Origin of the sequence: Zestomonas carbonaria, assembly GCF_904061905.1 — a bacterium.
Lineage (GTDB): Bacteria > Pseudomonadota > Gammaproteobacteria > Pseudomonadales > Pseudomonadaceae > Aquipseudomonas > Aquipseudomonas carbonaria.
Genome location: NZ_CAJFCI010000013.1, coordinates 22,266 through 34,442, shown reverse-complemented (window position 1 = coordinate 34,442; position 12,177 = coordinate 22,266). Strand labels below are relative to the sequence as shown.

15 protein-coding genes and 1 pseudogene are annotated in these 12,177 nt (G+C 64.6%); 3 read left to right on the top strand and 13 right to left on the bottom strand.

Going from position 1 to position 12,177, the window contains the following annotated elements:
• Positions 1 to 369: 369 nt before the first annotated feature.
• Positions 370 to 636 (top strand): hypothetical protein, encoded by a 267-nt coding sequence (locus PSEWESI4_RS01165; RefSeq protein WP_187669359.1) that lies wholly within the window; start codon positions 370 to 372, stop codon positions 634 to 636.
• Entirely contained in the window at positions 623 to 916 is a 294-nt protein-coding gene (locus PSEWESI4_RS01160; protein ID WP_187669358.1) for a LasR-specific antiactivator QslA, read from the top strand. Before PSEWESI4_RS01165 ends, PSEWESI4_RS01160 begins: the two co-directional genes overlap by 14 nt.
• A 514-nt stretch (positions 917 to 1,430) precedes the next feature.
• Here the strand turns inward: PSEWESI4_RS01160 and PSEWESI4_RS01155 are convergent.
• The 9 genes and pseudogenes from PSEWESI4_RS01155 to PSEWESI4_RS01125 form a co-directional block, all read right to left on the bottom strand.
• Positions 1,431 to 1,904 (bottom strand): DUF6392 family protein, encoded by a 474-nt coding sequence (locus PSEWESI4_RS01155; RefSeq protein WP_187669357.1) that lies wholly within the window; start codon positions 1,902 to 1,904, stop codon positions 1,431 to 1,433.
• Positions 1,904 to 2,082: pseudogene (locus tag PSEWESI4_RS25115) on the bottom strand (S-type pyocin domain-containing protein); the annotation flags it as partial. The pseudogene PSEWESI4_RS25115 and the gene PSEWESI4_RS01155, both read right to left, overlap by 1 nt.
• 133 nt (positions 2,083 to 2,215) lie before the next feature.
• Positions 2,216 to 2,695 (bottom strand): DUF6392 family protein, encoded by a 480-nt coding sequence (locus PSEWESI4_RS01150; RefSeq protein ID WP_187669356.1) that lies wholly within the window; start codon positions 2,693 to 2,695, stop codon positions 2,216 to 2,218.
• Positions 2,696 to 2,934: 239 nt separating this feature from the next.
• A complete protein-coding gene (locus PSEWESI4_RS01145; protein ID WP_187669355.1) occupies positions 2,935 to 3,408 on the bottom strand; it encodes a DUF6392 family protein in 474 nt (157 codons plus the stop codon).
• Positions 3,408 to 4,004: an S-type pyocin domain-containing protein gene (locus PSEWESI4_RS25110; protein WP_235978856.1), complete on the bottom strand. Its 597-nt coding sequence runs from the start codon at positions 4,002 to 4,004 to the stop codon at positions 3,408 to 3,410. The genes PSEWESI4_RS01145 and PSEWESI4_RS25110 overlap by 1 nt, the downstream gene beginning before the upstream one ends.
• On the bottom strand, positions 3,998 to 4,831 hold the full coding sequence (locus PSEWESI4_RS25105) for a PAAR domain-containing protein (RefSeq protein ID WP_235978857.1): 834 nt from the start codon (positions 4,829 to 4,831) through the stop codon (positions 3,998 to 4,000). The genes PSEWESI4_RS25110 and PSEWESI4_RS25105 overlap by 7 nt, the downstream gene beginning before the upstream one ends.
• 206 nt (positions 4,832 to 5,037) lie before the next feature.
• Positions 5,038 to 5,583, bottom strand: a complete 546-nt coding sequence (locus tag PSEWESI4_RS01135; protein WP_187669354.1) for a GNAT family N-acetyltransferase — start codon at positions 5,581 to 5,583, stop codon at positions 5,038 to 5,040.
• Positions 5,584 to 5,756: 173 nt separating this feature from the next.
• A complete protein-coding gene (locus PSEWESI4_RS01130) occupies positions 5,757 to 5,897 on the bottom strand; it encodes a hypothetical protein (RefSeq protein ID WP_187669353.1) in 141 nt (46 codons plus the stop codon).
• Complete coding sequence (locus tag PSEWESI4_RS01125; RefSeq protein WP_235978855.1) at positions 5,894 to 7,132, bottom strand: MFS transporter; 1,239 nt, start codon at positions 7,130 to 7,132, stop codon at positions 5,894 to 5,896. Before PSEWESI4_RS01125 ends, PSEWESI4_RS01130 begins: the two co-directional genes overlap by 4 nt.
• Positions 7,133 to 7,231: 99 nt before the next feature.
• On the opposite strand from PSEWESI4_RS01125, the gene PSEWESI4_RS01120 reads away from it, so the two are divergent.
• A complete protein-coding gene (locus PSEWESI4_RS01120; protein ID WP_187669352.1) occupies positions 7,232 to 8,134 on the top strand; it encodes a LysR substrate-binding domain-containing protein in 903 nt (300 codons plus the stop codon).
• Between the two features lie 73 nt (positions 8,135 to 8,207).
• On the opposite strand, the gene PSEWESI4_RS01115 is transcribed toward PSEWESI4_RS01120, so the two are convergent.
• From PSEWESI4_RS01115 to PSEWESI4_RS01100, 4 genes are read right to left on the bottom strand one after another with little or no spacing between them, the layout of a single operon-like run.
• Positions 8,208 to 9,308: a DmpA family aminopeptidase gene (locus PSEWESI4_RS01115; RefSeq protein ID WP_187669351.1), complete on the bottom strand. Its 1,101-nt coding sequence runs from the start codon at positions 9,306 to 9,308 to the stop codon at positions 8,208 to 8,210.
• Positions 9,301 to 10,149, bottom strand: a complete 849-nt coding sequence (locus PSEWESI4_RS01110; RefSeq protein ID WP_187669350.1) for an ABC transporter permease — start codon at positions 10,147 to 10,149, stop codon at positions 9,301 to 9,303. Before PSEWESI4_RS01110 ends, PSEWESI4_RS01115 begins: the two co-directional genes overlap by 8 nt.
• Positions 10,146 to 11,042, bottom strand: a complete 897-nt coding sequence (locus PSEWESI4_RS01105) for an ABC transporter permease (protein ID WP_187669349.1) — start codon at positions 11,040 to 11,042, stop codon at positions 10,146 to 10,148. The genes PSEWESI4_RS01110 and PSEWESI4_RS01105 overlap by 4 nt, the downstream gene beginning before the upstream one ends.
• 1 nt (position 11,043) lies before the next feature.
• The gene (locus PSEWESI4_RS01100; RefSeq protein ID WP_187669348.1) at positions 11,044 to 12,168 is read right to left on the bottom strand and encodes an ABC transporter ATP-binding protein; all 1,125 of its coding nucleotides are present in this window, start codon (positions 12,166 to 12,168) and stop codon (positions 11,044 to 11,046) included.
• Positions 12,169 to 12,177 lie beyond the last annotated feature (9 nt).

Here is a 12,177-nt window from a genome sequence, read left to right as displayed (position 1 = left end):
CCTCCCATCCCTTGCCCCTCCCCTCCTCACAGGCTAGAGTGCCCCCGTCACGGTCAATCCCGTGACCGGGTGTGGTAACCCGATTGTCCGGGCGCGGTAGCGCCATAGCCGAGAGCAGGCGCTTTTTTGTGCCTGTGTTTTCCTCGTGCATTTATGGCGGGCCGTGTGAGGCAGGCCTCGGCCTGGCCGGTTCCCTCGGACGCCGGTTTACCACCCTTGCACGGTCCGCCTCCATTCGTGTGGTAACGGATGGATGCGGCTCCTTAATCAGTTCGAGGAGCATAAGGAAAATGCGCTATCCCCCTTTTACCCAAGGGCGCCGCCCCGGATTGTCGGCCCGCTCATCCCTGTCCACTCGGGAGGTACGACATGACCAGGTCTGATCCCACCGTCATCCCCTTCCCACGACGCAATCCCCTGCACAACCCCGTGCCTATCCATTGTCCGTTCCAGGCCGCCGCCGAACTGCGTGCCGCCTTGCTGGCCAAGACGCTGCGCCAGTTGCCGCATGTGGAGGATCCCGCCCAGCTCGACGAGGCGGCTATCCTCGCGGACGGTCTGCTCAGCGACCTGGTGGTGCTGTACCGCAACGCGATTGCCCAGGCGCAAGGGAGGAGCGGCGATGAAGAACTGTAGCTTCCACCTGTCCGCCCACGACGGACACCCAGCCGCCGAGTTCGGTCTGGCCCAAGGGTGCAGAACGGCCTTCGACAAGGGCGTGGCCCAGGCGCAGTGCTGGCTGGACAACCCGAACAGCAGTTGGCTGTGGGTAGACTTCGTGATCGAGCGGGAGCTGTTCCTGCAACACCTCCAGCGCCATGCCTTCGAGCTGGGCTTTCTGAGCCGCATCCACCAGCGGCTGTGTTCTCCGCTGGGTGGTGGGCATCAGGCACGTAACAGCGCCTTGCGGCTATAACGGACGTCCAAGGCAAGGCTTGTCCGAAAGGGGCGGAATGCCCTTTCGGGCAAGCCCCCTCACGCTTGAGGCACCATGCGCAAGCCAAAGAGCCACAAGGGAATACGGCAGGGATTTCCTGTTCGCCGAAACCGAAGAGCCGATGGAGCTGCCCCTTCACGAAAGCAGGATCGATATCGTAGCCAACGTGAAGGTCCATCGATTTCGCAACACACTGTGGAACTACCGGACCAAATCTCCCGTGGGAGTGAATCTGGTCTCGGCTTAGCCTACTCAAAACCACCCTTGTTCTTCGTTGATCTTCTGCATCCAGGCGCGGGCGTCTTCAAGGTCAGCCTCGGTAAACACCCCGTTGGTGAATTGACCGCTAGCTTGGCAAACACCAGTACAGCGCCCCCCCCGAGTCGGGCCGGAAAAGTGCCTGATGAGGTCGCCCATGAAGAACTGCGGCCCAGAGCATGACCTGTCAGTGGATAGCCAGGACACTTCCTTGAAGACCCTGGCAGAGGGAGTGTTAATCGTGCCCCCTGTCGATCAGGGAAAAGACCAGCGTTTTGACCTGCATGGTGGTGGTGTACTGAAAGGACACCTTCATATTGGGGTGCGTGGCCGGGTCAAGCCGGTAAGTATCGAAACCGCCAACCATGGTGTTCAGTGGCAGCTTTGTGAGGCCTTGCGACTCCATCGGCTCGCCAAAGGTGGCCCGCACGCCAGACTGGGACATCACCGGCGCGAAGGGCTTTGGCAGCTCACCTTTGTACTCTGTGGTGCCCTCCACAGTGGCGAGCAGGGTGATGAACAGCCTTTCGAAGCGCTTGGTCTCCGCCCAGAAGCTCAGCTCCAAGCCATTCCCTGGTTTCAGGGTCAGCCAATCACGCCCTTTGTACAGTTCGGTCAGCGGCTGATCAGGAATGACACCTTCGGCAACCAGGGTTTCATAGGGGCGTCCCAGGTTCATGATCCAGCGCTCAATGGTTTTGGCGTCCATCAGTACCACCCCTGTTCTTTACTCAACCTATGCAGTTGCTCGCGGGCAGCCTCGATGTCGGCCTCAGCGTAGCCTTCCTCCAGCAGTCCGCGTTGCGTTTGATCGCGTTGAAGTTACTGTCCACTGCCGCCCGCAAGTCGGTCGCATCCTGGGCCTGCTTGGCCTTGGTGCTACGACCAGCCCCCTGGACCAAGCCGCTTGCGAGCAGTTTCTCGTAGGTGCGGCCAAGCACCCTGACTAAACGATTGATTGTCTCTGCGCCCATCCTGTCCTTCGTTCCAGCGTAAGAACGCCCCGGCTCGTAGGGAAAGTCAGTTGTGGCCGGTGTCAACCAAAGTGAAGGCCAGCGTGTTCACAGACAAATCCCCAGAGTACTGAGCGATAACCCTGGCATTGGGGTGGGTCGCCTTCCCCAAATGGTAAGCATCCCAGCCCCCGGCCCCGCCGGGCAGCGGTATCTTGACTGGACCCTTCGACTCGCTGGGCTCCCCGAGAGTGGCTCGGACGCGGGTTCGATTCATATTGAGGGTGAACGGAGTAGGCAGTTCACCGGTATAGACGGACTCCCCCTCAACCACTTCGGTCAAGGTAAAGAGAATCCGTTCGAGACGCCGGGTTGCCACCCAGAACCACAGCTCGACACCCGGCTCGGGGGTCTGGATGAGATCCTCATTGTCATCCCCGTCGAAAGAAGGCTTCAGCGGCAGGTTCGGTATCACACTGTCTGCCAGGAGTTCTTCGTAGGAGTGGCCAAGGCCCCTGATCAAGCGATTGATCGTTACAGCGTCCATCAAGACCACCCTTGTTCTTCGTTGATCTTCTGCATCCAGGCGCGGGGGTCTTCAAGGTCAGCCTCGGTAAACACCCCGTTGGTGAATTGACCGCTAGCTTGGCAAGCACCAGTACAGCGCCCCCCCGAGTCGGGCCGGAAAAGTGCCTGATGAGGTCGCCCATGGCGAACTGCGGCCCAGAGCATGACCTGTCAGTGGATAGCCAGGACACTTCCTTGAAGACCCTGGCAGAGGGAATGTTAATCGTGCCCCCTGTCGATCAGGGAAAAGACCAGCGTTTTGACCTGCATGGTGGTGGTGTACTGAAAGGACACCTTCATATTGGGGTGCGTGGCCGGGTCAAGCCGGTAAGTATCGAAACCGCCAACCATGGTGTTCAGTGGCAGCTTTGTGAGGCCTTGCGACTCCATCGGCTCGCCAAAGGTGGCCCGCACGCCAGACTGGGACATCACCGGCGCAAAGGGCTTTGGCAGCTCACCTTTGTACTCTGTGGTGCCCTCCACAGTGGCGAGCAGGGTGATGAACAGCCTTTCGAAGCGCTTGGTCTCCGCCCAGAAACTTAACTCCAAGCCTGGTGCAGGCTCTATATCGAGCCAGTCACGCCCCTTATACAGCTCCTGCAATGGCTGATTGGGAATCAACCCCTTGGCTACCAAGGTTTCATAGGGCTGCCCCAGATTTTTGACCCAGCTTTCAATGGTTTTGGCGTCCATCAGTACCACCCCTGTTCTTTACTCAGCCTATGCAGTTGCTCGCGGGCAGCCTCGATGTCGGCCTCAGCGTAGCCTTCCTCCAGCAGTCCGCGTTTGATCGCGTTGAAGTTACTGTCCACTGCCGCCCGCAAGTCGGTCGCATCCTGGGCCTGCTTGGCCTTGGTACTACGACCACCGTAAGTCTCACTGTACTTCTGGTGGACATGCACCGGAATCGCGATGCTGGGAGCTTGCCGTAGATAACGCTCAGTTTCCTTTCTAGTCATATCCGGGAAGGCGCTCTGCAGTGTGGCCTCCAGCACCCTCCGAGCTGGAATGTGGTCAATATCCAAGCCATCCCGCCGACTGCGCGAGCTGAGATCGCTGTAGGAACCAACCTCCAACGGATTGACCGCCGGCTTGGCAAACACCAGGTACAGCGGCGGCACCCCCGAGTCGGCCGGGAAGCTGACGATCACGTCCTGCCAGGTGATGTCCTCGGCGTCCTGGCCAGGGTAATGCGTGATCCGTGAATCCTGGCCCTCCGGGATAGGGTGTACCAGAAGGGTGTCCAGTGCCTCGGTGGCGCCGGGATAGGTCGTGGGCGCAGTCAGCACCGACTAATGGTCACACCACCGAGCCGGGCCTCCATGGCACGCTTGCCGTCGATCCAGTTTGCTTCCACCACCGGCACGCTGCCATTTCCAGAGTGCAAGCCGTAGACCCGCACCACAGCATCGGCGCCTCGCCGGAACTGGAAGCGCACACGGGTCGCGGCGGCACTCAGGTGTCGTAGCTCGTCCTCGCTGTACAGAGCGCTGTCACCCGTGTCGGACGGCCACAAGGCCAGTAGCAAGGTACTGGCTGCGGCCCCTGCGCCGCGAAGGCTCCAACTACCCAGCCCTTCCAGCGCGGTCTGCCCGGCCACCCGCCCCAACGCCATGGTGCCGACCGCCGCCCCTTGGCCAGCGGAATCTTTCCGCTCGACCGTACCAAGCACGGATACTCGTCCGAAGTTCCCAACGGACTCTGTCGTCGTTCCTGCCTCGGTGGAGCCATGCGGTACGGTGCAGGATTTGGCGAATACGCAGTGGTTCGGGGCGAGCCCGCGCACCTCATGGCGAGGGATGCCGCCGGTGTAGGCATTGCTGAAGACGCCGCCACGCAGCGCCTTGGCCCATTTATGCGTCGCCGCCTGCGCGCTGGCCGCAAGGTCGGGGGAAATGCGGCCCACGCCGCCCTCCTCGACATCGAAAAAACTATCCGTGGCGATCAGCCGGTTGCTGCCCGCTGGGCAACCGCATTGCACGGTGTGCCCCTCCAGCGCGACAGGAAGGCCGAGATGGATATAGTTTGGAGCCCCCTCTGCGATAAAGCCCATGCACTTGCACGCCGGACACCAGACAGGATCGGTCATACGTGCGGCGGGGCGGTGGTTGACGATGAAAGTCGAGGAGCCAGTGACGACGCCCCCCCCGTAGTCGTGGGGTCCCCCTCCCTGATGACTAAAGCCATGTCTGTCCCTCAGTAGGCATTTGGATCGGAAACCCTACCAAGTAGAAGTCATCGAGATGCGCTGCCGGCTCAAGGAATCAGACAAGTCTTAGGTGCTGCGCCGGGGCCGCAATCTGCCACATGACCTCGCACCCTTCATGTTCGGGACGCTTCCCCCAACGCAAGCGTCATATGAATATCGTGAGGCTCTTTCTCAAACAGCTCGGGATCTTTTTCCTGAGCCAGCTTGCTGCCGCAGGATCGGTAGAACTGAACGGCGGATTCGGTTTCCGTCGAGGAGATATACAGGTGTTTCGCGCCACGACGCCTCGCCTCATCGGATAGCAGTTGCATGATCCGGGTTCCGATACCTTGCCGGCGATATGACCTGGATACATACATCAGGTCGACCTGAATCCGGTCGTGGTCCGGCCCCCGTAGCCGATGGGCCAATACGCCGAATCCGACCAGCTTGTCTCCGTCGAAAGCACCCATCGCCAAGCCGCCGTGCTTCAGCTCGTACTGGAATCTCTCTTCCAGTTCCTTCAACTCGGCCGGAGTCCATGTCGGGCATTCATGACCAGCCGGTTGTTTCACGATCGAGTTTCCCTGATTGATGTAAATCAGGTCGATCTGCTCCGAACGGTCGATCTCCCTGATTCTGCGGTATTCCTCGATCCCCATCTCTCTGATGCTGATCATGATTTATTCCTTGAGCGTGAACCGTCCTCTCGTTCACCACAGAGAGCAAACCGATTCCTTGCTCTTGTAGGGTGCGCCGTGCGCACCGGCAGAGCGGCATGGTGTTCCCGGCTCGGCACGCGCGCCTCCGGTAAACGGTGCGCACGGCGCACCCTACCAAAGCTGCGGGCCCCTCAGAAACAAAACCCCGACGCCATCCGCAACCAGGCCGTGACGTTCTCCGGCGCCAACCAGGCGCGAAAAACCGCCGCGCAGATCAGCGCGACCAGCAGCGCCGCCAGCATCCGTTTCCAGTCCAGCCGACGCGTGTTCATGTGTGGGCCATGGCGGGCATTGCGCGTTGGATTTCCCGGTCGTCGATGGGCCAGTGCAGCGCCGCCGAGAGGATGCCCAGGCCGATGGCGCCGAGCCAGATCAGGTCGTAGGAGTGGGTGGCGTCGAAGACGCGGCCGCCCAGCCATACGCCGAGGAAGGAGCCGAGCTGATGGCCAAAGAACACGAAGCCGAACAGGGTGCCGATGTAGCGCACGCCAAACACCTGGGAGAGCAGCCCGGTGGTCAACGGCACGGTGCCCAGCCAGAGGAAGCCCATGGCCGCCGCGAACAGGTAGAGGCTCCAGGTGCTGATCGGCAGCAGCAGGAACAGCCCCATGGCGGCGGCGCGGCCCAGGTAGATCGCGGAGAGCAGGTATTTCCGGCGGTACCAGTCGCCCATCTGGCCGCACCAGTAGGTGCCGGCGATGTTGGCCAGGGCGATGATGGCCAGCGCGGCCACGCCGTCGGCGGGGCGCATGCCGTTGTCCAGCAGGTAGGCCGGCAAGTGGGTGGCGATGAACGCCAGTTGGAAGCCGCAGGCGAGGAAGCCCAGGTTCAGCAGCCAGAAACCCCGATGGCCGAAGGCTTCGCGCACGGCCTCGAGGATCGGCATGTCGGCGACGCCCGGTTGGGCCGTCCGCGCCGGCTCCCGCAACGGGAAGGCGAGCGGCAGCACCAGCGCCATGAGGATGGACATCGCCACCAGGGCGCTGCTCCAGCCCCAGCCGCCGATCAGCCCTTGAGTCGCCGGCACCATGGCGAACTGGCCGAAGCCGCCGAGCGCGCCTGCCAGGCCGAGCGCCCAGCTTCGCCGCTCGGGGGAGACGAGGCGGCTGAGCGCGCCGTAGACCACGCCGAAGGTCGTCCCCGACAAGGCGAGGCCGATGCACAGCCCGGCGCTCCAGACGAATGCCGCCGGCGTCGCGGCATGGGCCATGAAGAACAGGCCCACGGCGTAGAAGAACAGCCCGCCGAAGATGACCTTGGCCGAGCCGAAGCGGTCGGCCAGCATGCCGGTGAAGGGCTGGAAGAGCCCCCACATCAGGTTCTGGATCGCCATCGCCATGGCGAAGACTTCCCGCGACCAGCCCCTGTCCAGGGTGATCGGCAGCAGGAACAGGCCCTGCACGTGGCGCACGCCGAGGGCGAGGCCCATGACGATGCCGCCGGCCAGCACCAGTACCCAGGCCCGTTTCAGCCAGGGTGCGGATCGATGCGGAGTTGTCGTGGTCATGTCGGGTCTCCTGTCGGCGCCGAATGTCAGGAGTGATTACAGGGGAGGCCACGCCTGTGCTTCAATCGATCTTTCCTACCGGTCGCATGAGCCATGGGAATGTCACTTCAACTCGCCCAGTTGTCCTCCCTCGATCTGGTCCGGGGTTTCGTCGCAGTCGGCCGGCGCATGAGCATCACCCTGGCGGCGCAGGACCTGTGCCTCACGCAGTCGGCCGTGAGCCGCCAGATTCATGCGCTGGAGGCGCAACTGGGGGTCAAGCTGCTGGTGCGCGGCTACCGTTCCATCGCCTTCACACCCGAAGGGGAACGGCTGTTCCGCAGCGCGGACGGCGCCATCCAGCAGTTGCAGGATGTGATGGGCGAACTGCGCACCAGCGGAGCGCTGCGCCCGGTGACCGTGACGGCCAGCATCGGCTTCATCGGGCTGTGGCTGCTGCCCCGCCTCAGCCGTTTCCAGCAGTTGCATCCCGACGTGGACATCCGGGTGTCCGCGAGCAACCAGATTTCCGACCTGCGCAACGAGGGGATCGACCTGGCGATCCGCTACACCTCCGCCGACCTGGCGCCTCCCGGCTCGCGCCGCCTGCTGGGCGACGCGGTGGCGCCGGTGGCGCATCCATCCCTGGGCATCGAGCTGCGCTCCGCCGCCGAAATACCGAACCTGACCCTGCTGGACTTCGACGACCCGCGCTATCCCCAGTTGCAGTGGGGCGAATGGCTGGCCGCCAAGGGCTGGGGCGAGACCAAGCCGCGGGCCTTCCTGCGCTTCAACCAGTACGACCTGGTGATCCAGGCAGCGCTGGCGGGCCAGGGCGTGGCGCTGGGGCGGCTCGAACTGATCCGGCCGCTGATCGACGAGGGCCGCCTGGCGGTGATCGGCCCGCCCGAAGGCGACAGCGTCTCCCATGCCTACTGGCTGATCCGGGCGGAGGAGCGTCCGCGCCCGGAGGTTCTCAGCGTGGCGACCTGGATCGAGGCCGAGGCGCGGGAGGGCAGGTAGAGAGGATTGGTGGAAAACGCTTCGCGGTTTTCCACCCTACTCGAGCAGGCTACCCGCTACCGAACTGTCGTCCTCACGAACGCAAGCCCCCACTCTGCTCATGCAGCACCGCCAGCAACCGCTGGCCGTCGAGTGCCTTGCACATCCCTTCCGGCTTCTGCATCGGCGAGTCCTCGGCGGCCAGCATGGCGTTGAGCACGGCCTCGTCGGTGGCTTCCACCGCCGCCAGGTAGAAGGGGTCGAAGCACTCGTCGTTGAGGTAGTCGAGGTTTTGCCGAGGGCCGGAGAGCTGCGGCATCTGGCGCGGGTTGGCGACGCTGAAAGCGAGGAAGATGTCGCCGGAGTTGTTGCCGCCCGGCGTGCCGCCGAGGCCGATACCGAGCCCGGCGCGGCGGGCCAGGCGGCGCAACTGGTGGGGCAGCATCGGGGCGTCGGTGGCGATGGCCACGATGATCGAGCCGCGCTCGTGCTCCAGGCCGGCCGGCACGGGTTCGTCGAGCAGGTGGCCGACCGGCTGGCCGAGCACGCGCAGCCAGGCGCGCTGGCCGTGGTTGGCCTGCACCAGCACGCCGAGGGTGAAGGTCTCGCCGTCCACCTCGATCAGCCGCGAAGCCGTGCCGGTGCCGCCCTTGAAGCCGTAGCAGATCATGCCGTTGCCGCCGCCGACGTTGCCCTCGGCGACCGCGCCGCCGCTGGCGCTGTCCAGCGCCTTGCGGGCGTCGGCCTCGGTGACGTGCAGGCCGTTGATGTCGTTGATCACCCCGTCGTAGGTCTCGGCCACCACCGGCATGGCCCACAGGTGATGGGTGCGCCAGGCGTCGGCGTAGCGTTCGATCATCCAGCGGGTGGCGGCCTGGTGGACGATGCCGACGCCGTGCGAGTTGGTGATGCACAGCGGGCCGACGAAGTAGCCGCCGTCCTCGATCCAGTGGGTGCCGGTCATCTCGCCGTTGCCGTTCAGCGCGTGCACGCCGGCCCACACCGGTTGCGGCTCGGCCGTGTGGCCGCGCGGCAGGATGGCGGTGACCCCGGTCTGGATGCGCTTGCCGCTGGCGGCGCGGCCGTTGAGGGTGCTGTAGCCGACCAGCACGCCGGGCACGTCGGTGATCGCGTTGTGTGGGCCGGGGCGGCCGGGCATATCCAGGCCGAGCTGGCGGGCACGAGGTTTAGCCATGGGAGCTCCCCGAGGGTTTGCGGTTGCGCAGATACAGGCCGAGCGCCGCGATCAGCAGCGAGGCGAGGATCAGCAGGGTGGCGATGGCGTTGATCTCCGGCTTGATGCCGCGGCGGATCATGCCGTAGATGAACACCGGCAAGGTCGTCGAATCGACCCCGGAGATGAAGTAGGTGATCACCAGGTCGTCCATCGAGATGATGAAGGCCAGCAGCGCGCCGCCGATCACGCCGGGCAGGATCTGCGGCAGGGTGATGCGTCGGAAGGTGGTCCACGGGCTGGCGCCGAGGTCGGCCGAGGCTTCTTCCAGGCGGGTGTCCATGCCGGCCAGGCGGGCGCTGACGACGATGAACACGTAGCTGATCAGGAAGGTGCAGTGGCCGATGATGATCGACACCCGGCCGAGCGGGATGCCGGCGTTGACGAAGAAGATCAGCAGGGCGATGCCGAGCACCACGTCGGGCATCAGCATCGGCATGAACAGCAGCATGCGGTAGAAGCCCTGCAGGCGGAAACGGAAGCGCGCCAGGGCCAGCGCGGTGAGCGTCCCGACCAGGGTGCTGACGGTGGTGGTGACCAGCGCCACGCCGAGGCTGGTGCGCACGGCGGCGAGCAACTGGTCGGTGGACTCAATGTACAGGGCGTTCTCGCCCAGGCGGGTGGAGAGGCCGAAGATCGAGCGGTACCAGTCCAGCGTCACGTCGCTCCAGATCATCATGTTCAGCGGGTTGGCGTTGAACGAGTAGACGAAGATCAGGCCGATCGGCAGGTACAGGAACACGAAGAAGGCCAGGCTGTAGCCGGTCAGCAGGCGCCGGCCGAGGTGCTTGAGCGGGTTCATGCGCGCACCTCGCCGCGCCCCAGGTGGCGCACGTAGATCAGCAGGAACAGCAGCACGGCGGCCATCAGCAGCATCGCCAGGGCGGCGCCGAACGGCCAGTTGCGCGCGGCGAGGAACTGCTGTTCGACCAGGCTGCCGATCATCAGCACCTTGGCGCCGCCAAGCAGCGAGGGAACGATGAAGTTGCCCAGGCTGGGGATGAACACGATCAGCGAGCCGGCGGCCACGCCCGGCAGGGTCAGCGGCAGGATCACCCGCCAGAAGGTCTGCAGGCGGCTGGCGCCGAGGTCCTGGGAGGCTTCCAGCAGGCGGCGGTCGAGCTTTTCGACGCTGGCGTAGATCGGCAGGAACATGAACGGGATGAAGATGTAGACCAGGCCGATGAGCACCGCCGTCTCGCTGTAGATCAGGTCCAGCGGCCGGTCGCTGAGGCCGAGGGCCTGCATGAAGTGGTTGAGGAAACCGGTCGGGCGCAGGATCAGCACCCAGGCGTAGAGGCGCACGATCAGGCTGGCGAAGAACGGCAGGGTGATCAGGAACAGGAAGAAGTTGCGCTTGCGTTCGTCCAGCCGGCTGACCCAGAACGCCACCGGGTAGCAGATCAGCAGCGACGCCACCACGGTGAGCAAAGCGATGCGCAGCGAGCGCAGGATGATCTCCAGGTAGACGATGTCGAACTCTTCGTGGGTGCCGTCCGCCCAGCCCAGCACGCGGCCGAAGTTGTCCGGGTAGAAGTTCCACTCGACGCCGCCGTACAGGCCCGGTTCGAGCAGGCTGTAGGTGGCCATGATCGCCAGCGGGGTGAGGAAGAACAGGCCGATCACCAGGCTGACCGGGCTCAGCAGGCCGACCAGGCGCAGGCGGGTGCGGGCACGCAGGCTCAACGCGGCCATGTCAGGCGCCCTCCCCCGGCAGCAGGTGCGCCGCGTCGCGCGCGTACCACAGGCGCAACGCGGCGCCCGGATGCAGGCGATGCAGGGCCTGGCGCGCGGCGTCGCGCAGCACCGCCTTGAGCTGGCTGCCGCAGGCGGTGCGCATGCTCACTTCGAAGTCCTTGCCGACGAACACCGTCTGCTCGACCACGCCGTCCAGCCAGGCATGCCGCTGCGGGTCGCCGGGACAGTCGAGGTACAGTTGCTCGGGGCGCAGCAGCATCTGCACCGTCTGCCCGACCTGCAAGCCTCCATGGGTCACCTGGAGTACATCGCCCTGTTCACTGGTGAGCAGGGCGAGTTCGCTATCGACGTTGGTGACCCGCGCCTCGAACAGGTTGCTCTCGCCGATGAAGCCGGCGACGAAGGCGTTGGCCGGGTGGTCGTAGATGTCTTCCGGGCGGCCCGCCTGCTGGATGCGCCCGCCGTTCAGCACGACGATGCGGTCGCTCATGGTCAGCGCTTCTTCCTGGTCGTGGGTGACGAACACGAAGGCGATGCCCAGCTCGGCCTGCAACTTCTTCAGCTCGCGCTGCATGCTCTGCCGCAGGTGGCGGTCGAGGGCCGACAGCGGTTCGTCGAGCAGCAGCAGCGCCGGCCGGTTGACCAACGCCCGGGCCAGCGCCACGCGCTGCTGCTGGCCGCCGGAGAGCAGCCCCGGCTTGCGCTTGCCGGCGTCCGGCAGGCCGACCAGCTCCAGCGCCTCGGCGACCCGGCGCTCGCGCTCGGCGCGCTTCACGCCACGTACGTCGAGGGCATAGCCGACGTTGTCGGCGACGTTCAGGTGGGGGAACAGCGCGTAGCTCTGGAACACCGTGTTGACCGGCCGCAGGTGCGGCGGCACGTCGTTCATCGGCCGGCCCTGGATGGTCAGGCTGCCGCTGTCCAGTTGCTCGAAGCCGCTGATGGCGCGCAGCAGGGTGGTCTTGCCGCAGCCCGAAGGACCGAGCAGGGTGATGAACTCGTTGACGCCGACGCTCAGGTCGATGCCGTCGAGCGCCCGCACGGTCTGGCCCTCGGGCGTTCGGTAGTGCTTCACGGCGGCGCTGATCTCGACCACCGGGGCGATGCGGTTGGCTGCTGTCATGGGCAACTC

Bases quoted from the DNA above. Each gene is read 5' to 3' on its own strand.
- PSEWESI4_RS01165 (WP_187669359.1), top strand. From the start codon at position 370: ATGACCAGGTCTGATCCCACCGTCATCCCCTTCCCACGACGCAATCCC.
- PSEWESI4_RS01160 (WP_187669358.1), top strand. From the start codon at position 623: ATGAAGAACTGTAGCTTCCACCTGTCCGCCCACGACGGACACCCAGCC.
- PSEWESI4_RS01155 (WP_187669357.1), bottom strand. From the start codon at position 1,904: ATGGACGCCAAAACCATTGAGCGCTGGATCATGAACCTGGGACGCCCC.
- PSEWESI4_RS01150 (WP_187669356.1), bottom strand. From the start codon at position 2,695: ATGGACGCTGTAACGATCAATCGCTTGATCAGGGGCCTTGGCCACTCC.
- PSEWESI4_RS01145 (WP_187669355.1), bottom strand. From the start codon at position 3,408: ATGGACGCCAAAACCATTGAAAGCTGGGTCAAAAATCTGGGGCAGCCC.
- PSEWESI4_RS01135 (WP_187669354.1), bottom strand. From the start codon at position 5,583: ATGATCAGCATCAGAGAGATGGGGATCGAGGAATACCGCAGAATCAGG.
- PSEWESI4_RS01130 (WP_187669353.1), bottom strand. From the start codon at position 5,897: ATGAACACGCGTCGGCTGGACTGGAAACGGATGCTGGCGGCGCTGCTG.
- PSEWESI4_RS01125 (WP_235978855.1), bottom strand. From the start codon at position 7,132: ATGACCACGACAACTCCGCATCGATCCGCACCCTGGCTGAAACGGGCC.
- PSEWESI4_RS01120 (WP_187669352.1), top strand. From the start codon at position 7,232: ATGTCACTTCAACTCGCCCAGTTGTCCTCCCTCGATCTGGTCCGGGGT.
- PSEWESI4_RS01115 (WP_187669351.1), bottom strand. From the start codon at position 9,308: ATGGCTAAACCTCGTGCCCGCCAGCTCGGCCTGGATATGCCCGGCCGC.
- PSEWESI4_RS01110 (WP_187669350.1), bottom strand. From the start codon at position 10,149: ATGAACCCGCTCAAGCACCTCGGCCGGCGCCTGCTGACCGGCTACAGC.
- PSEWESI4_RS01105 (WP_187669349.1), bottom strand. From the start codon at position 11,042: ATGGCCGCGTTGAGCCTGCGTGCCCGCACCCGCCTGCGCCTGGTCGGC.
- PSEWESI4_RS01100 (WP_187669348.1), bottom strand. From the start codon at position 12,168: ATGACAGCAGCCAACCGCATCGCCCCGGTGGTCGAGATCAGCGCCGCC.